Source organism: Acinetobacter sp. 231_lipA (assembly GCF_058243005.1).
In genome coordinates this window covers 3583808-3607492 of the sequence record NZ_JBZAYU010000001.1, presented here as the reverse complement: position 1 = coordinate 3607492, position 23685 = coordinate 3583808, and the positions used below count along the sequence as shown (strand labels likewise).

Annotated in this window: 25 protein-coding genes and 3 pseudogenes; 14 read left to right on the top strand and 14 right to left on the bottom strand. The window is 38.1% G+C overall.

Features of this window, described 5'->3' with window-relative positions:
• Positions 1-31 precede the first annotated feature (31 nt).
• A complete protein-coding gene (locus tag AC4CUX_RS17785; RefSeq protein ID WP_005401093.1) occupies positions 32-1735 on the top strand; it encodes a M61 family metallopeptidase in 1704 nt (567 codons plus the stop codon).
• 82 nt (positions 1736-1817) lie between these two features.
• Here AC4CUX_RS17785 and uraH read toward each other — a convergent pair whose 3' ends face one another.
• A complete protein-coding gene (gene uraH, locus AC4CUX_RS17780; protein WP_005401094.1) occupies positions 1818-2216 on the bottom strand; it encodes a hydroxyisourate hydrolase in 399 nt (132 codons plus the stop codon).
• A 514-nt stretch (positions 2217-2730) separates the two neighbouring features.
• On the opposite strand from uraH, the gene AC4CUX_RS17775 reads away from it, so the two are divergent.
• Positions 2731-4962 (top strand): NADP-dependent isocitrate dehydrogenase, encoded by a 2232-nt coding sequence (locus AC4CUX_RS17775; protein ID WP_005401095.1) that lies wholly within the window; start codon positions 2731-2733, stop codon positions 4960-4962.
• A 120-nt stretch (positions 4963-5082) separates the two neighbouring features.
• On the opposite strand, the gene AC4CUX_RS17770 is transcribed toward AC4CUX_RS17775, so the two are convergent.
• From AC4CUX_RS17770 to AC4CUX_RS17750, 5 genes are all read right to left on the bottom strand, one after another.
• Positions 5083-5703 (bottom strand): hypothetical protein, encoded by a 621-nt coding sequence (locus AC4CUX_RS17770; RefSeq protein ID WP_005401096.1) that lies wholly within the window; start codon positions 5701-5703, stop codon positions 5083-5085.
• Between the two features lie 153 nt (positions 5704-5856).
• Positions 5857-6645 carry a pseudouridine synthase gene (locus tag AC4CUX_RS17765; protein WP_005401097.1) on the bottom strand — a complete coding sequence of 263 codons (789 nt, stop codon included), beginning with the start codon at positions 6643-6645 and terminating at the stop codon, positions 5857-5859.
• Positions 6646-6751: 106 nt separating this feature from the next.
• Positions 6752-6955, bottom strand: a complete 204-nt coding sequence (locus AC4CUX_RS17760) for a helix-turn-helix transcriptional regulator (RefSeq protein WP_029575045.1) — start codon at positions 6953-6955, stop codon at positions 6752-6754.
• A gap of 19 nt (positions 6956-6974) precedes the next feature.
• Entirely contained in the window at positions 6975-7187 is a 213-nt protein-coding gene (locus tag AC4CUX_RS17755; protein ID WP_490792587.1) for a hypothetical protein, read from the bottom strand.
• A 340-nt stretch (positions 7188-7527) separates the two neighbouring features.
• Complete coding sequence (locus AC4CUX_RS17750; protein ID WP_201706576.1) at positions 7528-8226, bottom strand: hypothetical protein; 699 nt, start codon at positions 8224-8226, stop codon at positions 7528-7530.
• A 607-nt stretch (positions 8227-8833) separates the two neighbouring features.
• Here AC4CUX_RS17750 and AC4CUX_RS17745 point away from each other — a divergent pair.
• From AC4CUX_RS17745 to AC4CUX_RS17735, 3 genes and pseudogenes are all read left to right on the top strand, one after another.
• A pseudogene (locus AC4CUX_RS17745) lies at positions 8834-9067 on the top strand (MobA/MobL family protein); the annotation flags it as partial.
• Positions 9068-9126: 59 nt separating this feature from the next.
• Positions 9127-10059, top strand: a complete 933-nt coding sequence (locus tag AC4CUX_RS17740; RefSeq protein WP_010327640.1) for an IS5-like element ISAha2 family transposase — start codon at positions 9127-9129, stop codon at positions 10057-10059.
• Positions 10060-10122: 63 nt separating this feature from the next.
• A complete protein-coding gene (locus tag AC4CUX_RS17735) occupies positions 10123-10833 on the top strand; it encodes a MobA/MobL family protein (protein WP_227556883.1) in 711 nt (236 codons plus the stop codon).
• Positions 10834-10941: 108 nt separating this feature from the next.
• On the opposite strand, the gene AC4CUX_RS17730 is transcribed toward AC4CUX_RS17735, so the two are convergent.
• Together AC4CUX_RS17730 and AC4CUX_RS17725 are read right to left on the bottom strand one after the other, a co-directional pair.
• Entirely contained in the window at positions 10942-11790 is an 849-nt protein-coding gene (locus tag AC4CUX_RS17730; RefSeq protein ID WP_201706575.1) for a hypothetical protein, read from the bottom strand.
• Positions 11777-12118 carry a hypothetical protein gene (locus AC4CUX_RS17725; RefSeq protein WP_131230081.1) on the bottom strand — a complete coding sequence of 114 codons (342 nt, stop codon included), beginning with the start codon at positions 12116-12118 and terminating at the stop codon, positions 11777-11779. The genes AC4CUX_RS17730 and AC4CUX_RS17725 overlap by 14 nt, the downstream gene beginning before the upstream one ends.
• 1114 nt (positions 12119-13232) lie before the next feature.
• Here AC4CUX_RS17725 and AC4CUX_RS17720 point away from each other — a divergent pair.
• The 9 genes and pseudogenes from AC4CUX_RS17720 to AC4CUX_RS17680 form a co-directional block, all read left to right on the top strand.
• Positions 13233-13493, top strand: a pseudogene (locus tag AC4CUX_RS17720) (hypothetical protein); the annotation flags it as partial.
• Positions 13494-13567: 74 nt separating this feature from the next.
• Positions 13568-14658 (top strand): IS4-like element ISAba1 family transposase gene (locus AC4CUX_RS17715; protein ID WP_155118754.1). Its coding sequence is split into 2 segments (ribosomal slippage): positions 13568-14108 and positions 14108-14658, totalling 1092 coding nucleotides; the frame shifts between segments, so codons are not numbered across the junction.
• Between the two features lie 12 nt (positions 14659-14670).
• Positions 14671-15030, top strand: a pseudogene (locus AC4CUX_RS17710) (hypothetical protein); the annotation flags it as partial.
• Between the two features lie 26 nt (positions 15031-15056).
• Positions 15057-16430 (top strand): CAP domain-containing protein, encoded by a 1374-nt coding sequence (locus AC4CUX_RS17705; RefSeq protein ID WP_201706573.1) that lies wholly within the window; start codon positions 15057-15059, stop codon positions 16428-16430.
• On the top strand, positions 16420-17217 hold the full coding sequence (locus tag AC4CUX_RS17700) for a hypothetical protein (protein ID WP_201706572.1): 798 nt from the start codon (positions 16420-16422) through the stop codon (positions 17215-17217). Before AC4CUX_RS17705 ends, AC4CUX_RS17700 begins: the two co-directional genes overlap by 11 nt.
• A 15-nt stretch (positions 17218-17232) precedes the next feature.
• Positions 17233-17616 (top strand): hypothetical protein, encoded by a 384-nt coding sequence (locus tag AC4CUX_RS17695; protein ID WP_078390424.1) that lies wholly within the window; start codon positions 17233-17235, stop codon positions 17614-17616.
• Between the two features lie 95 nt (positions 17617-17711).
• A complete protein-coding gene (locus AC4CUX_RS17690; protein ID WP_201706571.1) occupies positions 17712-17957 on the top strand; it encodes a type II toxin-antitoxin system HicB family antitoxin in 246 nt (81 codons plus the stop codon).
• Positions 17958-17986: 29 nt separating this feature from the next.
• The gene (locus AC4CUX_RS17685; RefSeq protein ID WP_201706570.1) at positions 17987-18268 is read left to right on the top strand and encodes a hypothetical protein; all 282 of its coding nucleotides are present in this window, start codon (positions 17987-17989) and stop codon (positions 18266-18268) included.
• 26 nt (positions 18269-18294) lie between these two features.
• The gene (locus tag AC4CUX_RS17680; RefSeq protein WP_227556882.1) at positions 18295-18570 is read left to right on the top strand and encodes a hypothetical protein; all 276 of its coding nucleotides are present in this window, start codon (positions 18295-18297) and stop codon (positions 18568-18570) included.
• A gap of 59 nt (positions 18571-18629) precedes the next feature.
• On the opposite strand, the gene AC4CUX_RS17675 is transcribed toward AC4CUX_RS17680, so the two are convergent.
• From AC4CUX_RS17675 to AC4CUX_RS17650, 6 genes are all read right to left on the bottom strand, one after another.
• Complete coding sequence (locus AC4CUX_RS17675) at positions 18630-19241, bottom strand: hypothetical protein (protein ID WP_004981728.1); 612 nt, start codon at positions 19239-19241, stop codon at positions 18630-18632.
• Positions 19241-19570: an STAS-like domain-containing protein gene (locus AC4CUX_RS17670; protein ID WP_004981725.1), complete on the bottom strand. Its 330-nt coding sequence runs from the start codon at positions 19568-19570 to the stop codon at positions 19241-19243. The genes AC4CUX_RS17675 and AC4CUX_RS17670 overlap by 1 nt, the downstream gene beginning before the upstream one ends.
• Positions 19563-20594 carry an ATP-binding protein gene (locus AC4CUX_RS17665; protein ID WP_490792586.1) on the bottom strand — a complete coding sequence of 344 codons (1032 nt, stop codon included), beginning with the start codon at positions 20592-20594 and terminating at the stop codon, positions 19563-19565. The genes AC4CUX_RS17670 and AC4CUX_RS17665 overlap by 8 nt, the downstream gene beginning before the upstream one ends.
• Positions 20595-20629: 35 nt before the next feature.
• Positions 20630-21762 (bottom strand): IS3-like element ISAba14 family transposase gene (locus AC4CUX_RS17660; RefSeq protein ID WP_227555099.1). Its coding sequence is split into 2 segments (ribosomal slippage): positions 20630-21510 and positions 21510-21762, totalling 1134 coding nucleotides; the frame shifts between segments, so codons are not numbered across the junction.
• A 217-nt stretch (positions 21763-21979) separates the two neighbouring features.
• Complete coding sequence (locus AC4CUX_RS17655) at positions 21980-23161, bottom strand: ComEA family DNA-binding protein (RefSeq protein ID WP_004981704.1); 1182 nt, start codon at positions 23159-23161, stop codon at positions 21980-21982.
• 320 nt (positions 23162-23481) lie between these two features.
• Complete coding sequence (locus AC4CUX_RS17650) at positions 23482-23613, bottom strand: hypothetical protein (RefSeq protein WP_004981702.1); 132 nt, start codon at positions 23611-23613, stop codon at positions 23482-23484.
• Positions 23614-23685 lie beyond the last annotated feature (72 nt).

Genomic DNA, 23685 nt, shown 5'->3' with positions numbered 1-23685 from the left:
ACTCATTTCATTTTATTTTGTATCGCCCATTATGTTGCATTATCAGATCGAATTTGACGATTATCGTCAGCACCTTATACACGTGACTTTACGTTTTGTAGCAGACCCAACACAGGTACTTTCATTACCGACTTGGATTCCGGGTAGTTACCTCATTCGCGAGTTTTCAAAGCATATAGAATCGGTTCGTGCTTATGATGAAGAAGGGCGTTTGTTAGAAATTCAAAAATTTGAAAAGAATAAATGGCGTCTTTTTAATACCGACCATGAACTGATTACGGTAGAGTATGATGTCTATGCCTATGATCTGTCGGTGCGCGGTGCGTATGTAGATCAAACCCGTTTATATGTAAACCCTGCATGTGCTTGCTTAGGTTTGGAGGGTCAAGAGGACAAAGCAGTTGAAGTTGAACTGTTCCTTCCTGATGAGCTGAAACACTTCCAATTGGCTACTGGTATGGCTTCAAAAAGCCTCGTTAAAGGTCGTTTTACCTTAAAAGCCAAAAACTATGCCGAGCTGATTGATGCACCATTTGAGTTAGCAGAGCAGACGCGTTTTGGTTTTGAAGCCAATGGCATTCCACACGAGTTTGTGGTGTCAGGTAAACATGCCATGAATGCTGCACGTATGCAGCAAGACATTGAAAAAATCTGCGCAACAGAAATTTCAATGTTTGGCTCAGCGCCATTTTCAAACTACACCTTTATGACGATGGCGACAGCAAATAGTTATGGTGGTTTGGAGCATCCAAATTCAACCAGCTTGATTAGTCCACGTGAAGACTTACCAAAAGCCAATGAGCCTGAAGAGCCGTCTGAAGACTATCAACGTTTCTTAGGCTTATGTAGTCATGAATACTTCCACTCATGGTTGGTCAAATTCATTCGTCCTGAAAACTTTGTCAATTATGATCTCAACAAAGAAGGCTATACCTCTTTGCTTTGGATTTTTGAAGGTTTCACGTCTTATTATGATGACCTGATTTTGCTGCGTAGTGGTGTGATTTCCCAAGCCTCATATATCAAACTACTCAAAACGCAGATTGATCGCTATTTGCAAAATCCGGGGCGTTTTGTTCAGTCTGTGTCTGAGTCCAGCTTTGATGCATGGGTGAAATTTTACCGTCAGGATGAAAACTCGAACAATGCAGGCACCAGCTATTACAACAAAGGTTGTTTGGTTGCCCTATGTTTAGACTTAGGTTTGCGCTTACGTGGTTCAAGTCTTGACGCACTTATGTGTAAACTTTATGAGAACGCGCAAAAGGGCATACAAGTACATGAGCGTACAATTGTTGAGTTGTGTAATGAACTGACAGGTGACAACTGGATTGAGCAAATCAATCACTTAATTAACACCACAGATGAGTTGCCGCTGGATCAACTTTTCCCTGAGTTTGGTTTAAGCTATAGCCTGAAAAATGATAAGTCATTACCGTTAGGTTTAAAGCTTGTAGATAAGCCAGAAGGCGTGTTGGTGCAAAGCGCACGTCGTGATGGTGCTGCTGCTCAAGCTGGCCTTTCTGCCCATGATGTGATCATTGCGATTGATGGTCTCAAAGCAACGGTGAAACTGGTAGAAAAGTATGCCAAGCAAGAAGGCTCGTATAGCATATTGGCATTCCGCCGTGATGAGTTGATGAGCTTTGACGTAAAAGCTGCTGGCTCAGAGCTGACTGAAGTTGAATTGAAAGTCGAAGATCAAGCGAAAGCAGAGAAGTGGTTCAAAGCTTAGTCCCTAAGCCACTTTATTTGATTCTGTACAGACAAAAAACCGATGCTTAGGCATCGGTTTTTTATGCGCTTATTTATGTGCATTAACTACCACGGTAAGTGGAATAGCCATATGGGCTAATTAATAGAGGAATATGGTAATGATCTAATGAGCCATCAATTACAAACACCACGGGCACTTCAGGAAAGAATGAGCGCTGATTTTTTTGGCGAAACCAATCACCCGTTTTAAAGGTAACTTTGTATACACCTTTTTGTAAGGCCGTATCTTTGGGATATAAATCATTGATTCGACCTTGGTCATCGGTCGTGCTTGAGCTGATTTCTGTCCATTTATCATTTTGTTGGGCTTCAAGTGTCACTTTGACATTGGCAGAAGGGAGACCATTTTCCAAATTCAGCACATGGACGCTCAATGGATTTTGAGCAAAACACCAAGAAGAAAAACCAAGTCCAATGAGCGAAAACAGCATTTTTAGCATTGAATTGACCCTTACCGTTGCAGAAAAAAGATTCAGTTTAACCAACCATATAAAAATCATAGGTTTAAAAATGTAAAAATGGGGGAGTACGCGTAGAGGGTTTATGTATCAATATTTAAGCTGCAGCATGCTGAATGGCTCTGCCGATTTAAATTGAGCGCTGAGAAAAGTCATGCTTATGCATGTAGGGCTATAAGACTATAAAAAGGATTTGAAGACTGTATTATGTGAAAAGTATCTGATGTTGTGACTTAAATGAGGTAAATAACACATTTCGCTAAAAAATTTGTTTATTTGCTAAGCAAAAGCTAAAGCCTTGTGGAAAGACGTGATTTTGAAAAACGAAGGCTGTAGTGGTATTTTCTGGCGAAATGTCGTTATCACTGGATATTACGTTGACTGTAAAGCCCTGAGGGACGATACTTTCAGGGTTTTATTCAAGCACATCGGTTCGCAGGGGTTGAGCCAGAAGCTCATCACCCTAAAAAACTCAATCTAACGCAAGGGGCTATATATGGCTGGTGGAAAGTCAACCATCATTTACACACTGACCGACGAGGCGCCATTGCTAGCGACTTATTCGCTACTGCCGATCATTGAGACCTTTACTAAACCTGCTGGTGTAGAGATCGTTAAAACTGATATCTCTGTTGCCGCACGTGTTCTCGCAGAATTCTCTGAATACCTAAAAGAAGAGCAAAAAGTCCCAGACAATCTTGCAGAACTAGGTCGTCTTACCCAAGATCCAGATACTAATATCATCAAACTCCCGAATATTAGTGCCTCTGTTGCTCAGTTAACAGCATGTATCAAAGAGCTTCAATCAAAAGGCTACGCGATTCCTGACTATCCTGAAAACCCAACCACTGAAGACGAAAAAGCGCTTAAAGCACGCTATGGCAAATGTCTTGGTTCAGCTGTAAACCCTGTATTGCGTGAAGGTAACTCTGACCGTCGTGCACCAGCTGCAGTGAAAAACTATGCGAAAAAACACCCGCACTCTATGAGCGAGTGGAAGCAATGGTCTCAAACTCACGTTTCTCACATGGATGAAGGTGACTTCTACCACGGTGAAAAATCGATGACTTTAGATCGTGCACGTAATGTGAAAATGGAACTCATCACCAAGTCTGGTGAAACGATTGTTCTGAAGTCAAAAGTTGCACTTCAAGACGGCGAAATCATCGACTCAATGTTCATGAGCAAGAAAGCGCTTTGCGATTTCTATGAAAAAGAACTTGATGATTGTAAAGAAGCGGGCATTTTGTTCTCTTTACACGTGAAAGCAACCATGATGAAAGTTTCACACCCGATCGTTTTCGGTCACTGTGTGAAAATTTACTACAAAGATGCTTTTGAAAAACACGGTAAATTGTTCGATGAGCTAGGCATTAACGTAAACAATGGTATGGCTGGTCTTTACGAGAAGATCGCAACTTTACCGACATCTTTACGTGAAGAAATCATCGAAGACTTACATGCTTGCCAAGAACACCGTCCTGCACTTGCAATGGTTGATTCGGCGAAAGGCATCACAAACTTCCATTCACCAAACGACGTAATTGTAGATGCTTCAATGCCTGCAATGATTCGTGGTGGCGGTAAAATGTGGGGCGCTGACGGCAAACCTTATGACTGTAAAGCAGTAATGCCTGAGTCAACTTTTGCGCGTATCTACCAAGAAATGATCAATTTCTGTAAGTGGAATGGTAACTTCGATCCACGTACGATGGGTACTGTGCCTAACGTTGGTTTGATGGCGCAAAAAGCTGAAGAATATGGTTCGCACGACAAAACTTTCGAAATGTCTGAAGCGGGTGTTGCAAACATCACTGACCTAGAAACTGGCGAAGTGTTGATGACTCAAAATGTTGAGGAAGGCGACATTTGGCGTATGTGTCAGGTGAAAGATGCACCGATTCAAGATTGGGTAAAACTTGCAGTAAACCGTGCTCGTAACTCGGGTATGCCAGCAATCTTCTGGTTAGACCCATACCGCCCGCACGAAAATGAAGTGATCAAGAAAGTACAAAAATACTTGAAAGACCACGACACTGCTGGTTTAGACATTCAGATCATGTCTCAAGTACGTGCAATGCGTTATACACTTGAACGTGTAGCGCGTGGCCTAGATACGATTTCTGTAACGGGTAACATCCTACGTGACTACCTGACTGACTTGTTCCCAATTATGGAATTGGGTACTTCAGCGAAAATGTTGTCTATCGTTCCGTTAATGGCGGGCGGTGGTATGTACGAAACTGGTGCGGGTGGTTCAGCACCTAAACACGTACAACAGCTTGTTGAAGAAAACCACTTACGTTGGGATTCTTTAGGTGAGTTCTTAGCACTTGCAGTATCGCTTGAAGAGTTAGGCATTAAAGAAGACAACGCTCAGGCGAAACTTCTTGCGAAAACTTTAGATCAAGCAACTGGCCAGTTACTTGACAATGGCAAGTCTCCATCACGTCGTACAGGTGAACTTGATAACCGTGGCAGCCACTTCTATTTAGCGAAGTTCTGGGCTGAAGCGCTTACTGCACAAGATGAAGATGTTGAGTTGAAAGCGAAGTTTGCGCCACTTGCGAAAGCACTTGCTGAAAACGAAGACAAAATCATTGCTGAACTTGCTCAAGTTCAAGGTCAAGCTGCTGACATCGGTGGTTACTATGCTGTAGATACAGCTAAAGTAAATGCTGTAATGCGTCCAAGTGCTACGCTTAATGCTGCACTTGAAACTGTTTAAATTTAACAAAATCGGCTTTTAGTCGATGATGTGAAAAAGCCGATGCGAATGCGTCGGCTTTTTTGTTATTCAATCTGTAGGTAAGGATGTTACTAGCAATTTAATTCTTGAATTATTAAATTATTTCAATGAAATATACTCTCTGCATACACTTAATAATGCTGAATTAGCACATTTGAATTCATGATCGAAATTTGTTCGATTGTCTCTAAATTCTAAGAAGTCTACATTACACCAAGGATAAAACATTTCTAAATAATTTAAATAATCTTGTAAAAACTCCCAATTTTTCTCATCAATTTGACCTTCAAGCAATACTTGTAATTGTTGTACTTTTGAACGTAAGGGAACGGCTATTTCGATAAGTTCAGCATAAGAGTATTTGTACTCTGATTCTTTTGTTTCGATTGAAAATGTATAAGTTAAGACATAAATCTTAGAGGTGAATTGCCCATGTAGCTCCCAGATTTCAGTGATCAATTTTGAAATGAGAGAAAGATTATGTTGGCTTTTCCAGTTTAGAACCAAAACGGCTGCAGTTATTGCTGCAAAAGTTGTTGCTGATGCACTAAGTAAAGATGCAATTAAATTTAAAGTGCTTTCAGGTATTTTTGATTCAATTAACCATTCACCAAATGATAGATAAAGAATATTAATAATAATAAAAAAGGTGAGAATAAAGAAAACGATATAGGTAGAGCTGAATAGCTTTAATAATTTAGTTGATAATTTTCTGATCATATATTTTAGTTGGAGTGAGTAATATTAAATATATTTGATTGAATGCTAGATCGAACAAGATAAATAGTTTAGTTAAATATGCTTGAAATATCATTAAGCAATAGCAAATAATAAAACAAAGCCCACTTTCGTGGGCTTTAAAATACTTAATTTTCAACGACCATTACGTCCGCGACCACGTGGAGCTTTCGTATTTGGACGTGTTGTACCATTGGTTTTACGCTTTGGTTTCTCACTATCATCCATTTGCCAAATACGCTTTGTACCTGACTTTTTCACAGAACCATCTTTGTTCTTACGAACCATAGGCTTACCACCTGTACCACCCGGTTTTTTCACATAAGAGCGTGAACGGTAAGGTTCTTCCGCAGGAATATTTTGAAAGTCAGGGTATAAAAGTGGTTCGATTTCTTTAGTTTCGCCTGGTTGTAAACCCATTTGAACCAAATCAATTGCACCAATTTTAGTACGGATTAAACGTAAAGTAGGAAAACCTACAGCAGCAGTCATGCGACGTACTTGACGGTTACGGCCTTCACAAATTGAAATTTCGACCCAAGAAGTCGGCACAGACGCACGGAAACGTACAGGAGGATCACGCTCCCATAACCACTCAGGTTGTTCAACTTTAGATGCTTCAGCAGGTAAAGTCATACCATCTTTTAATTCTACACCTTTACGCAACTGCTCAAGGGCTTCCTCAGTGACATCACCATCGACCTGAACCAAATATGTTTTAAATTTTTTATTGGCAGGGTTGGTGATGTATTGGTTCAAACCACCATGGTCGGTTAAAAATACCAAGCCTTCAGAGTCCATATCCAAACGACCAGCCAAGCGCAAAGTAGAGTCGCTGACAAAGTCAGACATCGTCATATGTGCTTCATCTTTACGGAACTGGGAGAGGACGTCATAGGGCTTATTCAGGATGACGATTTTCATTATAACCTACTAAAATATATAAATTAATTTTGATGTGGTTTCCTACTTACCCGTTTAAGTACCCGCTCTGGGAGAGATAGCGGAGAAATTAGGAATAAAATGACCACTAATTGTGGGGTACTATATCAGATTTAGGCTTATGCTCCTCAACTTTATTCTTAACGTACGAGGAATACCAAAAAACATCTTTATCAGAAAGTCTAATTGGTTGCTGAATATCCCCAGTATTAATCATGTTATAGAATTTATCTTTTCCAATGGATAGGAGTTGCATAAATTCTTTAGCTCGAATTCTGCGATCAATCTCAATCATCTTGCATCCTCTGTGCTCATTCCACCACCTTCATATCTAGAGGATAAGACTCTTGGTTATTCATGTATTCTTCATCAAATGACGGGTAAACTGTATTAGCTTTTAAATTGTGCTTTTTAAATATAAATCTAAGTGAATTTTTCGTACTGTTACCAGAAAAAGTGCAGCTACCATTAGCTTTTACTTTTTTTACATATTCAGATAATTCAAACCGAATTTTGAAGTTCATCGATCCTCCCATCAATTGATAAATTTTTCATTTTCAGGGTGAGCTGGTAATTAAATGAAAAACCGAATATGCACATTATCAAAATGTTTAAAAAAAAGATGAGAAAAGTTTAAAAAACAAAAAAAAGGTTTATTTTTTAATTTATTATATCAGTAAAATAATCTTAAGTTTGTTTAGATGGATATTCATTAAATTAGAAATGGTTTTTTGTAAAGTGATTTTTAAAAAAATATTATTATAAAGTAAGAGAGTTAAATTTTTAAAAACGCACACGGCTTAGCCGACCCTGAAAAAAAGGTCGGCTATTAACGCATACTGCTTTTTCTGTTAGTTTTTTTATTTACTCATCGTAAATTAAGAATGGATTATTTAAATTGAGTAAAATTGAATTCTTTTTGTTGTTAAATTCTCTTCCAGTTTCTGAAGTACTAAATTCATTTATCTCTTCAGTGTTAAATGATTTTCTCTCAAAATAATCATGCATTAAATAGAGTTTCATGATCTCAAATAATATATCGATTGGATCATCATCATTATTATTTAATTTAAGAAGCGACAATAATGTCCCACCAATAAAAAATTTTTGATGATTATCCTTATTTCTCTTTTTAATATTTTGTTTCTTTTCTAAAGCATCATCCGTGTCTAAGATGTTTTGATGGATTTTTATTTTTATATCATCGGGTAATTTTGACATATAATTGTCTAACATTTTTTCAGCTAAAAAATAATGTTCAAGCACTGGTGGAACAACTTCTCCGAAATAACTATAATCTAAAATATCGCGTTCTATTTTTGTGATCGATTTTGGATCTTTTTTAGATATAAAAAGAAGTTTATTATCATACGTCTTTCTTTTTTTTGTATATAGATACGTTTTTCTGATTAATTGTTTTTCTTTATCACTCAGTTTCCCTAATTTTTTTTGTTCGATTAATTGAATGACATCATAATGTGAACTTTCGAATGTAGCATTATTCATTGCAAAATATTCGATTGAATTAATGTGGTCTTGTGTTGTTAATGCTGTACGACTCATTGTGATATTTTCTCACTAAAAATATAAAAATTTATATCACATGTTAATTTTAAAACTTGAGAAAAGTTGAAATATTCAAAAAAATTGCTGCTTTTTTTTCTACTCACTGTTAGTCACTTTTAGTTTGCTGTTAGTTTGGGCTGTTAGTGGTGAGAGATAAAAATCATTTTTTGCGAATGCAAAAAAAAGATTTTTATCTCGTCTCCGTGTTCATTAAAATTTTCTTTCAGAAAATTTTAATGAACACTACGGCTCGTCCTGCGGAGCACTTTTAGTTAGTTAAGTGTTTGTATTTAAATGATATTATTTATTAAATATTCGAAAATTTACTTGAAGTGGCTAAAAATTGCACAAACGCCTGTTACACGTTAAAAATTGGGGCTGTTACATGTTTTTTTGCTTAAATTTCGTTCGGTGTTACACGTTAAAATTTCTGTTGTTACACGTTAAAACTGGGGGGTGTTACACGTTAAAAGTACATACATTTATGATGCTGATATATTTTCTATAAAAAAACGCATTATTTTTTCATTTTCTGTATCAAACGAATAAAATTTTTGAATAATTTTATATGCTCCATTTTCTTTATTTGAAATTGGATTTGTATATGTATTATTTTGATTTACGTCATAATGTGAAAGAACTAAAAATTCAGCATAAAAATTTGCGTAGAGACAAATTTAGACATTCTTCAGAACTCGGTTATCACTACATTACGCGAACATTATATTTTTCAACGCATAAACAAGATATTGAAGAGCTTGAATATACAGCATCAGCCAATATGCCAATCTGGGCAGCTGATTGCCCCGAAGTATTTTGGAATGCAGCGGATCAATATGAAAGGGCTTTGTTGCACAAACCTAGCCTATAAGGTTTATTCAGTCCTATAATTTCAAAATGAATAAACCTACTCCTAAAACTTATCGTACAACCAACTGGTCTTCCTATAATCGCGCTCTCATTAATTGGGGCAACATTTCCATTTGGTTTGATCCAAACACTCAGTGGTATGCACAACCACAAAACAAGCAAGGTCGAAATCAAACTTACTCCGATACGGCTATTCAATGCTGTTTAATGATCAAATCTTTATTTAGACTCTCTTTACGCATGGTCACAGGTTTTGTTCAAAGTCTGATTAAACTTTGTGGATTAAATTGGACCGCACCAGATTACAGTACGCTTTGTCGAAGACAAAAACATATTGATATTGCGATTAGCTATCAAAAAAGTAGTGATGGGCTACATCTACTCGTCGACTCAACTGGCTTAAAGTTTCTAGGTGAAGGTGAGTGGAAACGTAAGAAACATGGACCTGAATATCGTCGCCAATGGCGTAAGCTTCATATTGGCATCGATGCTGAAACCTTGCAAATACGTGCAGTACAGCTTACTACAAATAATGTGAGCGATTCGCAAGTACTCGGTGATTTACTTGCTCAAATTCCCTTAGATGAACGAATTGATTCGGTCTATACCGATGGTGCTTATGACACGAAGCACTGCAGACAAGTCATTCTAGATCGAGATGCACATGCGCTCATTCCGCCAAGAAAAAATGCAAAACCATGGAAAGATCAGAAATTGAGATCTTTAGAGCGGAATGAGTTACTGAAAACAGTTAAACGTTTAGGAAGAACGCTTTGGAAAAAATGGTCTGGTTATCATCGTCGAAGTTTAGTTGAAACCAAGATGCATTGCATCAAACTATTAGGTGATAAATTAACAGCAAGGAGTTTTTCTAGTCAGGTGAATGAGATTCATGCACGCATAGCCGTATTGAACAAATTTACAGAATTAGGTCGTCCTCATACCCAAGTTGTCATTTGAATTCTGTTCAAATGAGCAGAGTGTTATCTTTTAAATCTTTGTGCAACAAAGCCATATGAAAGTATGAAGGGGAGGACATCTACGCATATTACCGTGGCTCTGCCGAAAGAACTCAATTATATGCAGCGGATAGATTTATCAAATCAACTTATATATGAATTCTGCGGTCAATATCAGATGCCCTACAGCTTTGCCATCCACAATCATGTTTCAACCCTAGATGGGCGTTATGAACAACCACACCTACATTTATTATATTCAGAGCGAAGTATTTATGATGGCATTGAACGAACACCAGAACTGTATTTTCAAAGACACTGTCCAAAGAATCCTGAGAGAGGCGGTGCCAAGAAACTAACAGCAGATGTAATTGGTCTCGGTCGTCATCAAATTAATCATTATCGAAAAATCACAGAAAATGTCATAAATAAATTTTTAAAAGAATATGCACCCATTAAAGAGGTGGAGATCTACGGAATTAAGTTCCACGTCGAAAATAAGGTCTCATGTTTATCGAATGAAGATTATAATCAAAAAAATGGGACAAATTTAAAAGATGTTCCGCAAATACCGAGGCATTATTTACATAGTAAAGATCCGAATATTCAAGAAAAAATTCAAATGGTTAGGCAAACAGTTAAAGAGATTCGAGAAGCGAATTTATATGAATTGCATCAAGCCGAGTATCAGCTTGAATTGTCCAGAAAAAATCAGTATCAATATGAAAATAATGATATTGTTCAGAAGCCAAAATCTAATGATTTCGACTTCTAATTTATTTTGATTCTCAGTGTAAGGATAGTTTCTAATAAGCAAGTTCAATCTGGATAAGATGAACTTGCTTACTTGCTTACTTGCTTACTTGCTTACTTGCTTACTTGCTTACTTGATTAAATAGCTGTCGATTTGCAATTGCTCAAGTGCATGCCATTGATAACGATCCTGACCTGAAAAATGCTGTTTGATATAGGCAATATGTCGAATCACGTGTTTCTGCTGTTTGAGTAAATGCTGAATGCGCTGATCTGCATAATGAATATCAACGCGCTGCTGCAACAGCGCTTGATAAAAATGACGATAATCAGGGTTCATATTTTTCAAAATTTCATGTGATGCAATTGGAGAGCGTGGCTGACTCAATCCTTGTGCCGTCGTATTTCCAGAAATGACAATTTTCGGTTGTACGGAACTTTTCGCTGGTCTTAAGGACTGTGTGGGTGTATCTGTCTGAGTTTTGAGAGTGTGAAACGCGTGTTGAATTGACTGCGTTAGCGTATAAGCTTGGGTGTCTTTAAGTGGATTTGTACTTCTTTCAGGCTTTGTACCAGTTGTATTTGTCATTTGCACCGACGATTGCGGTTGAGCTTGAGTTTCAGTATTCGGCTGGATCAGTTGCTTTAACTTTCGATAGTTAATTGAATAAAAGTTGGTTTGAAGCCATTTATTTTTTGAGAGCTTTTTAATTACTAAAATCTCTGCCTGTTTTAATTTAGCGACGATCCGTTTAATGGTTGAGACACTATAGATCCCGAGGGTTTGTTGCCATTGCTCATAGCTATGAAACCAATACTTTTTTCCTTTGTGGACTTGAGCATCACTTTTTTCTAAGCAGTAATGCAGCTTTTGCAAGAAAGTTGCGGCTGCGACGCCATACGCTTTTGCAAGCGTAGGCGAAGCAATTAAAGGGTAGTCTGAGGGAGCCAGCAGAATATGCTGATTATGCTTGGACATAACGTGCTCCCAAAAGACGCTCAGCACGTTCAATCAGGTTTTGACGTTGATGAGTACGAAATGCCCAGAGCGAAGGGGTATGATTATTTTGATTGAGTTTTGCGACTTCAGCGATTTGTTCATCATTCATCTGGCGCATGCATTGACGAATAATCTGATGCGCATGTTCAAGCTCGGTCAGCATGGAGTCTGCAGTATCGAGTGCTTGATAAAGATGGGTTAAGCTTTGGCGCTGGGGATTTGAAATGCTTTTGCCAAGTTCAACAATCAGTTGAGAGGCTTGTTTTTTAGATGTGCAAGTGTATGCACCATGAAAAGTAGCGTTCATAGCAGTGGTCCTAGATAAGTTTTAAATACTTACCAGCATCACTTTCCTACGGTGATGGTGGCAGTTTAACAGGAGTAGGAAATACTGAATCTAGGATCAGCCAACCTTACGGTTGTCCTGCCAAACTGCCATAGCGACTGCTAAAACAGTAGGCAAAAAAATAGCCGCGAGTGCGACATTAATTTGCACCTAGATTGTATCAGGTTTCCTACGCCTGAACACAGATTTTGCTGTGTCCTATAAGCTTATCTGCGTATCCCGTGAGCTGTCAACGCTATATTTGATTATTTTTACAAAACGCAACATTTAATTAATTCATTGATTAAGCTTTAGTTATTGGGGGAAGTCTGACGGCTAGGTCTACCTATGATGAACAGGAATGTGTCGTTTGATACAGCAGGGCTTTTTTTCAGATCCACTTAAAAAAGTGAATGTTTGGTGAAGATCTATTCAATCATTTTATTCATTTATTTTATTACAGAAGAGCAGTTCATTTTAGACCGATCCATAGCATCAAAATCAGCCCATCGATGGTTTTAATTTGAGCTTATGGGTGAAATCAATAACTTAACTGAATTTATTCAAGCCGATCATGTGAATTTTATCGTATCGCGAAATTGACTAAAGCGCTGGATAAATCTAATATGAGCTCGCTGGCCTACATTGCCAGTCGGTTTTAGCAGACCGATTCATCTAGCACATGAGGTTTATATTTTTGGATATAAACTGAATGTGGGAATCTTCACGTCCCCCTTTTTTTCTATGGTAGGACGGAAGGGGGACACTTTCGGGTGTGCTGATTCCTAGATGATCAGTCTGCTAACCCCTTTTCGTTCTGCCACCATTATTTAGCAGTAATTTGGTAGAACTTCTATCACATCTAGGAGCTTCTCATGCTGTATCCATCTAATCTTTATTGTGCCTCCGCATCTGTTCAACCTTGTTGTGTCATTCAACAGGGCATACCGCACTGATTTTAATTTTTAAGCGGTATTAAAAAAACATTTTTATACGAACAATCTCTAAGGTGGATGGCTCAATCACGCCTATAAAAAATACTTATTTTTATATCCCCTGGTGATTGTCAATTGCATTGAACATGCGGGGAACAATGATGTCTGAATTCACTCAACCAAAAATCATTCCAATCGAAACTCGCCCACCAAAATCCAAAGTTTTTATAAAGTGCATCGTGGCGCCGATCGTCATCTTTTTAATTATGGCCAAAGTCTTTTCCTTTGGCTGGTTTGGTTCTCTATTTTTTGGCATTTGGCTGTTATGGTTTGTGATCACCTATTACTTCTATGAATATGGCAATACCTATTTTGCAGGCATGACGGAACAACTGACCCGTCAAGGTGAACAGTTTAATTATCACCTCTGTACACGACAAAAATAGATAACTCATTGAAATAATGTCATAATAATTGTTTTCTAACGACGAATACTATGACACATCTCAATGAGTTATATCTTATCTTAAACAAATCTCTAAAATGGAACAAGTCACATTTAAAGTGCTTTGCGCTCATCATGCTTGTGATTATTTTAAAGCAAACATGTAATCTTTCTTCTGCATCTAAAGCCTTGCCCATCAAGTGCTTACCACAATCATTTTATCGACGTATGCAGCGCTTCTTTGCAGGTCAGTATTTTGATTATCGTCAAATTTCTCAGTTGATTTTCAATATGTTTTCATTCGACCAAGTGCAACTGACTTTAGATAGAACCAATTGGAAATGGGGAAAACGAAATATTAATATCCTGATGCTCGCAATCGTTTATCGTGGAATAGCGATACCTATCCTTTGGACATTGCTTAATAAACGTGGAAATTCAGATACGAAAGAGCGCATTGCTTTGATTCAACGCTTTATAGCCATTTTTGGTAAAGACCGTATTGTGAATGTGTTCGCAGACAGAGAGTTTATCGGTGAGCAGTGGTTTACATGGTTAATTGAACAAGACATCAACTTCTGCATTCGTGTTAAAAAAACTTCATTGTCACCAATCATTTAGGAAAGAATCATAAAATTAGTGATTTATTTCGCCATCTTAAAGTTGGTCAAATTGAATGTCGTAAACGACGGATTTTGGTTGGTCGGGTGAAACTATATATAAGTGCACTACAGTTAGAAAATGGAGAGCTTTTACTCGTCGTTTCTCCTCAGTTTAATGCCAATGCTATTCAGGATTATGCATTACGCTGGGAAATTGAAACCTTATTCAGTTGTCTCAAAGGACGCGGGTTTAATCTTGAAAATACGCGCTTGACAGACCCTAGACGAGTGAAAAAATTGATTGCGGTGTTAGCTATAAGCTTCTGTTGGTGTTACTTAACGGGTGAATGGCAACATGATCAAAAAAAAGTGATAAAAATAAAGAAGCATGGACGACTCTCAATGAGTTTATTTCGCTATGGTTTAGACTATGTTCAAATGGCGATTCAGCGTTTAATTGGTTTTGGGAAAAAAGAAGAGTTTAAGGAAATTTTGGCAATTTTAAGAAGGCAGAACCCTGATAGGATAAGGGTTCTGTGAAATTTGTCGTGTACAGAGAATTATCACAATCGTGGGGTCTGGATTAACAGTCAGCATAAAACCATCATCCTGTTTGATGAACCCGAACAGCGTTTAGTGAAATACCCCTTTGACTATATTACGTCGGTCGGTCACTTCAACTTAATTGAAGACAAAGTCTCTTATACAAGCACAGTGACCAGCAATCCGATGACGGGAACGCATATCCGCCATCACGAACATCGCAGCCCAGTCAAAAGAGAATACCAAGTCAATATTGGAACACGCGATCAATTCAAACCGCATTACCGCCTCAAAGTGTTGTTTCCTTGGCGTAGCCCCAAAATGGCCAGTGAAATACGCCAACTGCTGTCGGCTGATCATTACCAATAATAACCAAGAATAAGAGGGCTAATAAAATGATGAAACATTCAAAAACGGGGATAGCATCGATTAGAAACAGCACCTTGATGCTGGTCATCAGTATGGCCATGGTCGGATGTGGCGGTGGTGGTTCAGGCGGAAGCACTGGTTCCAATAGTGGTGGAACGGATGGAGCAAACGATGGCGGTACTTCACCTCAGCCTGTCACGTGTTCTGAAACGCAATATCTCCAAGAAGGGATCTGTAAAAACAAGACAGCACAACGCTTTGAACCCTTACAGCTCCAGCGCTTTCTCAAAGGTCAGGCCTATCAGTTGAACCTAAAGACGGATCAAGATCTGGCCCTCAGTTTTAGCAGTGAAAGTCCGAGTATTTGTGACTTCGAACAAGGCGAGCTCAAAGCCCTTGATGTGGGAAAATGTACTTTAAAACTGACACAGGCGGGAACCTCACAGCTTCTGCCTGTGCATAGCACGATGGTGGTGGATGTCATTGAGGCGCAAGCAGAGGAGCATAAAGATCTGAATGCTTGTCAGGCAGGGAGACCCAGTGAGGCGGAGCGGCAGCTGTTTATCAATACCCTGAATGAGATCCGTGCCTTACACAATCTGCCGAAAGTTCGCTATGACCAAGCCTATGAAGACCAAATGATGCAAGCCTCTATGTTACTGGCGGTGAATGAAAAGACCTCACACTATCCGGACCGTACGTGGCGCTGTTTTAGTGACATTGGCTATCAAGGGGCTTCAACATCGAACTTGAACTTTGTTCAAGCCTATCAGCCTTTAGCCAGCTACGGTGCAGATACCCATCTGATCAATTGGTTGATTGAAAAAAACTCGAGCAGCATTGGACATCGACGTCATATCTTGAGTCCCTTTCTGACTAAAACCGCCTATGGCGAAGTCTCCAATACCGAGGCTAAAAGCGTATCGACCATCTTAGGCGCTGCAATGAAAGTGGTCTATCCCTATGCATCACAAACCTTAAGCACCACGATGCCGAAAGGGGTGATTGCTTATCCGTATCATGCCTATCCAAAGAAATTCTTTGCAAAAACTGAACCTTTATCCCTGTCGATATTAGTCAATCCACAAAATGCCTATGCCAACAATACGGTGGATTTTTCTCAGGCGAAACTAACCGTGACGAGACGGGATAATCAGCACATCCAAACGATCAGCAACATCCAGTATGACAATATCAGCTATGGTTTAGTGGCCAATAATCTGCAATTCCATTTTAGCGCAATGGAATACAACGTGATCTATGACGTTAATGTGCAGAATGTATTGGTGGATGGAAAAGCTGAGGACTATACCTACTGGTTTAAAGTTGATGATCAGTCTAGTGAACAGCACTTATCAGGAGAACAACGCGCATCAGGAGAATCATCCAATGAGATTTAAGCTGAGGCCATTTTTACTCGCCAGCACTTCACTACTGGCATTACAAATTGCAGTGGCGCAACCTGTTTCTACCGCCAATGCAGCGACTGTACAGCCTGTGACTTTAGAGCAGGGCTTAAACTGTTTGGATTGGGCCAAGCAAGAACAGTCGTTTAGCAATCAATTGGCCACGGGAGATTGGACGCATACCGCAGCCTCTAAGCTAACAACGTTGCAACAACAATTTAAGCAGCAATACACTCAGCAAAAATCAAGCATTGTGGATGATCCAGACGATGAAAACTACTGTGAGGATTGTCCTGAGATAGAGGTTTATTTACCCAACGATCAACGCAATCCGATTCAACGGATTGAGGCTTTGATGCAGGTCAGTGTGGCTGGGGCAAGTACTTCGATTTATCGCAATGATGACATGGCTCAGACCAAGCAGAAGCTAGAGGAAGGGTTAAAGATTCAGTTCAGTCACTATAGTGGACAGCAATTTAAACGTTTTAAGCAGCAGTGGGATCAAGCCTCAGCACATGACAATGAGAAACGAACCAAGACCCATCAGGTCTTTCAGCAGTATCCACATTTAAAAGTGTTTAACGGGGAGGTCTTTCAAAACGGAAAACGTTACAGCCCTAAACAGATTTACATCTATACCCAGCACTATAAACGGGATGCTTCTGATCTGAGCAGCATGATTGCCTATATCAGTCTGTATGACCATCCCGTGAATCCATCACAGCACATATTACAGTGTGGCTTTATTGACAATATGTCTTACACCGCTTCAACTGAATAAATAACGAGTAGCATCATGAAAAAAATATTTTTAGCGGGCTTATGTCTCAGCCTTTCAAGCTTGGCCTGTGCGGGCGCCAAAGAAAGCCTGATCGGAAAACGTCTGGTGATGGACATCCCGGATGTCCAATGTGCGGGCTTGTCCTTCTCCAAAAATGGCAAAGATGCGGCGATGTATGCAGAACTGGGACAGTGTCAGGATCCCTTACATCTTAGGGTCAGATGGTTGGATGACAAGACCTTTATCTTAATTGAAAAAGTACGTCTCAATGAGACCTCTCCACCCCGTAGCTTTTTATACAAAGTCAAAAGCATCAATCAGGATTATGTCCAGCTGACTGAGATCTGGACAGGGTGGGGAGACTCAAAAGACGATACGCTGGGTTATTATTTTAGATAACAAGATCGGAATAGTGATCAAGACAGGCCCTTGCTGAGGTAGGGGCTTTAAAACAAGAAATGAATAGTTCGATCAGTATTTAAAGGAATTCAATCATGGTGTGTAGTCCAGTGTTTTATCCAGCAAAATTCGAACAAGAAGGGCAAGCGTACAATGTCTCTTTTCGTGATATTCCCGAGGCAATGACTTGTGGTGACAATTTCGAGGATGCGCTACAGATGGCCAAAGATGCGCTGTTTACCAGTGTAGACTTCTATCTTGAAGAGGGTCGGAGTTTACCTCCACCCAGTGAATGCCAAGAGGGTGAGATCCTGATTGCTTTGGTTCAGTCTCTGAAATAATCACAGGGATCAACAATGAGGAGGCCAATGTGGAAAGCAAAGAACATGAATATTTAGAGCAACACAAAGACTTAGAGCAAACGACAGATATTTTATGTGATGTTTGTATGGAATCCACTCAACTGAATTATGCTGTCCTGTCAGCCAATTGGGGCAGTGGGTCGAAGCATAATGGAGAACAGTATGAACTGCATTTATGTGAGGCGTGTTTCTTCGCTACTGTCGTAACGTTAAAAAGAGAGCATCGGGTGAAGCAGATGTTTAATGAGGATTTTAATGAAGCTGAATTGGAACGATTTGGCCGGAAATAAAGATTGCACGATGACGGATTGTGCCTATGGATGACAACCTTGAAAGACGAGTGGTCACTGAATTGAAAAACTTATCAGCAGGCTCAGTGTTTTCTGTTCAAGATATCAGTGTTGCTCTTTCTAAGAAGCAGCTTTTAAGCTTTTTATCTCCCTATCTGGATCAGGGGGAGGTCAGTAGGGTTGTGCCTAACATTTACTATAAAGTTAAATTCTCAAATCATTTTAATCCGCCGAGAGCATTTGGGTCAATTACTGAAGCACAAGAAGCTCATTGGAATGCGGAGATTGAACCACTCATGTAAAGGATTGCGAATCCGATTAATGAGTGGTTAGGAGGGGAAGTAATTGGATTTAAATAAAGTTAAAGGATTTTTCGAGTGTTGTCTTCAAGGTTTTCTAAGAGTGCTCGGCTAGTTGAAACAATCTTATCAATAACGACTTGATCCAGTTTGAGTGTATGGTCATCCAATAATTTTAATTTCTTATCTTCAATAAACTCTTTCTCAAGACTTAAAACTGTATCATTCAAAATCAATTCTTGATAAGTAAATTCCAAGTCATCAATAGTTTTTTTGGGTTTAGGAAATAAGTAATGCTTAAATAATAAAAAGTACACATGATTGAGTGGGCCGCCGTAAGGGAAGCCATGGATATATTCTTGTGTATAAATGATATGCGCATTGATTTTGTTTTTTAATGCATTGAGTTCAGATATGGTTTTTGCTTCAATTTCAGTATCTGGCTCAATAACATCTAATTTAGAAATAAATTCGATCACAAAATCATTAATTTTTACGAGTTCGTCACTAATGGCTTTAAATGCACGTTGTTGGGTCTGACTATGTACTCGCTGAAAAAAAACATAAGCGGCAGGGACTCCGACAATGACCTTTAATATGAGTGACGAAGTTAAAAAATTAAAAAAGCCAATAAAAATATTGGCTATAAAGTGAGTAATTTCAAAAAAAATCATTAAGCTTCTTTGATATAAGTTTCAATACGATCTTTAATAATTGGGCGTCTAGGGCTTCTAATCACTAGAACTTTTTGCAGAAAATCTTTTGAAAATTTTCCTTTACGAACTAAACCACCAAAAGCTTCTTCGAGAAAAGAAGAACCTGCCATAGTTACGCCAGTAAAATCAATAATAAGATGACCGTTTGAAGCACTTTGAAGTTCTTCAAGTTTAGGAGTAAGAACTTTATCTCTAAAAGTTTCACCAGTATATTCACCATCTGCTGAAAAACGACCAGCAGGGCGAGGGTAAAAGTCTGTAGCGATGTTAATAATCATGTCACTCATGTCCATCTCCCACTTCATTAGAGCCGATGCTCTGTATTGCCAAAGGAGAATTTAAGGGCAATTTCCAGAAAATGATTGTACCATCTATTTCATCTTTGTAATTGACCATTTTTTTATAATCTTGACCATTACTCATCCATATTCCTTTTCTACTATAGACGATTAAAGTTGAATTTTTAACATTTTTACAAACTTCTAACATATCACCAAAGCCTTTGCCGCGGTGTCTTTCCTCTGTATTAGATCGTCTAAACTCACTTGCAATATCAATAAGTTGAGCGTCATCCATTCCTAACAAATTAGTTGTGTTAAAGATATTGCTTAGACGATTCAAGATATGATCATCTATTCTATCTGGCACAGTTACAGGAATACTTTTACCAAGATCTGTAATGGCTAAACTCAAATATTCTTCAGTAACTCGTAACGATACTTTCCAGCCTAAAGAGCGTTGATGAGTTTCATATGCATGATTTAATACATTACTGACTGCCTCAGAGATTGCATCATTTACGATTAAGAAAGTTTCTTCATCTAACTTTTCCGCTAAGACTTCTTCGATTTCATCATAATCACTACCAAAAGTTAGATCTGTTCCACTAAATGTAAACCAGTCAACCATGTCGTGATTGGAATAACACGACTGTAGTCCAAGACGTTCATGTATCCCAAGTTTAGTGAACATTGCTCTTACAATGTTACTTGTGTTTGAAGCTCTACTTAAGATTTTTTGGGTAGGGAATTGTTCTAATACGTGTGAAAAATAAATTGTCGCTGGAGCAATCAGAAGACCAACTTTATTAAAATCTAAATAAAGTGGTTCATCCGATTTCACTTCTTGAGGATAACGAATTTTATTAATAGCATTTAAAAGTGTTTTTCGACATTTAGCATCTTGAAAACTTAATGCATGTGGAAAAACAATACTCTTACCTTGATTAAAGGCACTAGTTTTTTTCTTCTTACGTAACTTACAAGCTATTTCCCGACGTATAGATAGAGGTGGTCCCACTTGTTTGAACAACTAAAAGCGTATTTATAAGTGATATTCCGCTCTAGTTAAGCCACCTTGTTTTGTTGGGGTAGCTGATCATAGTAAAACTCATTTGGTGTCATTTTGTCTAGACTCGAATGAGGTCGTTTCAAATTATAAAACTCAAAATATGCACTTAATTGCTTTTTCGCATCTGTGACACTGCTATAAGCTTTGAGATACACCTCTTCATATTTAACGCTCCGCCATAATCGTTCAACCATCACATTATCTACCCATCGACCTTTACCATCCATACTGATTTGAATGCCATTTGATTTCAATACATCAATAAATGCATCACTGGTAAACTGGCTGCCTTGGTCTGTATTAAATATTTCAGGTCGACCATATTTTTCAATCGCTTCATTTAAAGCCGAAATACAAAAATCCACCTCCATACTAATCGATACCCTATGCGCAAGTACCTTGCGGCTATGCCAATCAATCACAGCACATAAATAAACAAAGCCTTTTGCCATAGGGATATACGTTATATCCGTAGACCACACTTGATTACTGCGCTGAATAGCCAACCCTTTGAGCAGATATGGATATTTACGGTGAGCTTGATTAGCCTGGCTTAAATTTGGTTTGCAATATAACGCCTGAATACCCATTTTCTTCATTAAAGTACGTGTATGACGTCGTCCTATATGATGTCCTTGACGATTCAATAAATCACGCATCATACGGCTACCTGCAAAAGGGTATTGCATATGTAACTCATCCATACATCGCATCAGCTTCAGATCTGATGCACTCACAGGTTTTGGGCGATAGTAATAACAACCACGGGAGACTTTCAGCAGCTTAGCTTGCTTAGATACTGAAATCTGAAGTGAGTCGTCGATTAACTTTTGTGGTTGAAGCGGCCCAGTTTCTTCAACACACCTTCTAAAAAATCAATTTCTAATGCCTGCTCACCGATTTTTGCATGTAGTTTTTTTAGATCGATGGGTGGTTCTGTTGGAGCTTTTGATTGATCGAAAGCTTGCGAGGAAGCTGAAATCAGTTGATTTTTCCAGTCGATAATTTGGTTTTGATGAACATCAAATTCAGCACTCAATTCAGCAAGTGTTTTTTCTGCTTTAATCGCAGCAAGTGCTACCTTAGCTTTAAAATCATTTGAATGATTTCTTCTTGGTCTACGTGCCATAAAATACTCCATATATTGATGTTTATAACATCATTTGAGGAGCAGAATATCACTTATAGGAGTTGTTCAAATTTACGGATCCATCTCTGATATAGCTTGATTCGTATACCATTTTTCACTTAATTTTTTCATGTATTAATTAACTTTAAAATTGAAGTTAGAACAATAACTTGTATAAATTTTACGAAGTATAAATCATTATTGAAGTTTATATAAATCAAAACTCAAAAACTTCTTTCGCAGTAGCCACGGTCTTAGGACCTACACCTTTTACTTCAGCAAGTTGCTCAATAGTTAAGCCGCTATTTTTGACGCGTGCAATAACAATTGCTTTAGCAACATCACGCTTTACATTAAGTAGAGCTTCAATTTCATCGAGTGTCACATCAGTAATTTTAGGCTTAGTAGTCTTAGAAACAGCAGATGGATCTAGATAGTCCAGTAGATCAGCAAGCATCAAATAAATATGAAAAACTGCTTTAGTTGCTTCGAGTTGAGAGACTTCGTCATGTACGCCTTTATTCGTAATTTTATTGGCTTTTTCCAACCATGAACCAAGATAGTTAACATGCATTTGAGCCAAATCACGATTGCTGTCAGATTCAATAGTATCATTCATAAATTGCCATAAGCGATTTACGAACTGGTTTTGTTTAAAAGTCCGCTTACCAATTACTAAGTCGCTGGCAGGATAAAGTTTGTCAGCAAGACTTTCTAATAATCTTCTGCATGTTGTTAGCGCATGCGACCATTCTTCTTTACTGTCAGATGAGACAGATTTAAAAGCTAACATTAGTTGTTCTGCAATTTCAGGGTCTAAATCGAGAAGACGGTCATCAACTGCATCTTTCAGTAAGTCAAAACTCGATGAAATTGTTCCAGAAAACTTTAGCTTGTCATGTAACTCTGTTAAATATTCGAAGGTGTATTTTTTGATATATGCTAAGTGTGATTGCAAGGGATTCTTGTAGTGAGAGCCGTCGTTACCTTTCTTTTCTCTTATTAATACATTTAATTTATTTTCTATGAAATCAACTGATGAAAAACCTGCAGCTTCCGAATTATTTTTATAACGGACAATTTCATTAATATCAAATAGAGGAATTTTTAGTTTATTAATATTTTCAATCTCTTCCTTGTATTTTTTATCAAAGATATTTTGAGTTTTATTCTCTTTCTCATACTCTGTAGAAAGCTTTTTACAGAGCTTGCCCAAAGCATTAGTATATTTTGTATTACCCAACTGGACTTGACACCATGTCCAAACTTCTTCGTTGTCTAGAAGTTTTGCTGCACGTGAAAGCTTCTGAACACCAACAGTTACGCTACCTTTTGTAGACTCTAACTCTTTTAAACCTTCCTCAACAATCTTCAAAGCTTCAGCTTTCTTATCTGCCACAACTAACCCCAAACTATAATTATTAAAAAGAAATTTGTGTTAACTATATAGCATTTCTGAGATATTGTGAGTATCTAAGGTACGAACAATATGTCAAAGAGTATGGCTTAAGTTTTAGGAGGTGTTAAAGCCTTGATAACTTTGGCTGATGACTTCGCAACTTCAGTAGAGTTCTTCAACTGTTCACTAACAATATTTCCGATTTCATTTAAAGTTGAATTGTCATTACTTTTACCAAAGTATTTTGATGCAAGGTCTTTTCTTAAGTTTGTTGCATCTTTAGCTTCAAGATCTGCTAAATATGAAGGCAGTGCTTTGAGTTATAACATAGTACGTTCAGCTTCATCCTTTTTCTTCTGATAATGTGTTGCTTGCTTGATTAAGAAGGTAATAACAGTAATAAAAATAAATATTGCTGAAATTTTAATTGTCCAGTAATCATATATATCCATTCCAGATCCTGTTAAATCTGATTTTTATTTTATTATATAAAGGGCTTTGTTGCATAAAGCCTTTGACGGCAG

Bases quoted from the DNA above. Each gene is read 5' to 3' on its own strand.
- AC4CUX_RS17690 (WP_201706571.1), top strand. From the start codon at position 17,712: ATGGTGTGTAGTCCAGTGTTTTATCCAGCAAAATTCGAACAAGAAGGG.
- AC4CUX_RS17730 (WP_201706575.1), bottom strand. From the start codon at position 11,790: ATGTCCAAGCATAATCAGCATATTCTGCTGGCTCCCTCAGACTACCCT.
- AC4CUX_RS17725 (WP_131230081.1), bottom strand. From the start codon at position 12,118: ATGAACGCTACTTTTCATGGTGCATACACTTGCACATCTAAAAAACAA.
- AC4CUX_RS17775 (WP_005401095.1), top strand. From the start codon at position 2,731: ATGGCTGGTGGAAAGTCAACCATCATTTACACACTGACCGACGAGGCG.
- AC4CUX_RS17765 (WP_005401097.1), bottom strand. From the start codon at position 6,645: ATGAAAATCGTCATCCTGAATAAGCCCTATGACGTCCTCTCCCAGTTC.
- uraH (WP_005401094.1), bottom strand. From the start codon at position 2,216: ATGCTAAAAATGCTGTTTTCGCTCATTGGACTTGGTTTTTCTTCTTGG.
- AC4CUX_RS17695 (WP_078390424.1), top strand. From the start codon at position 17,233: ATGAAAAAAATATTTTTAGCGGGCTTATGTCTCAGCCTTTCAAGCTTG.
- AC4CUX_RS17750 (WP_201706576.1), bottom strand. From the start codon at position 8,226: ATGAGTCGTACAGCATTAACAACACAAGACCACATTAATTCAATCGAA.
- AC4CUX_RS17785 (WP_005401093.1), top strand. From the start codon at position 32: ATGTTGCATTATCAGATCGAATTTGACGATTATCGTCAGCACCTTATA.
- AC4CUX_RS17735 (WP_227556883.1), top strand. From the start codon at position 10,123: ATGAAGGGGAGGACATCTACGCATATTACCGTGGCTCTGCCGAAAGAA.
- AC4CUX_RS17675 (WP_004981728.1), bottom strand. From the start codon at position 19,241: ATGATTTTTTTTGAAATTACTCACTTTATAGCCAATATTTTTATTGGC.
- AC4CUX_RS17670 (WP_004981725.1), bottom strand. From the start codon at position 19,570: ATGAGTGACATGATTATTAACATCGCTACAGACTTTTACCCTCGCCCT.
- AC4CUX_RS17680 (WP_227556882.1), top strand. From the start codon at position 18,295: ATGGATGACAACCTTGAAAGACGAGTGGTCACTGAATTGAAAAACTTA.
- AC4CUX_RS17700 (WP_201706572.1), top strand. From the start codon at position 16,420: ATGAGATTTAAGCTGAGGCCATTTTTACTCGCCAGCACTTCACTACTG.
- AC4CUX_RS17770 (WP_005401096.1), bottom strand. From the start codon at position 5,703: ATGATCAGAAAATTATCAACTAAATTATTAAAGCTATTCAGCTCTACC.
- AC4CUX_RS17755 (WP_490792587.1), bottom strand. From the start codon at position 7,187: ATGAACTTCAAAATTCGGTTTGAATTATCTGAATATGTAAAAAAAGTA.
- AC4CUX_RS17740 (WP_010327640.1), top strand. From the start codon at position 9,127: ATGAATAAACCTACTCCTAAAACTTATCGTACAACCAACTGGTCTTCC.
- AC4CUX_RS17705 (WP_201706573.1), top strand. From the start codon at position 15,057: ATGATGAAACATTCAAAAACGGGGATAGCATCGATTAGAAACAGCACC.
- AC4CUX_RS17650 (WP_004981702.1), bottom strand. From the start codon at position 23,613: ATGGATATATATGATTACTGGACAATTAAAATTTCAGCAATATTTATT.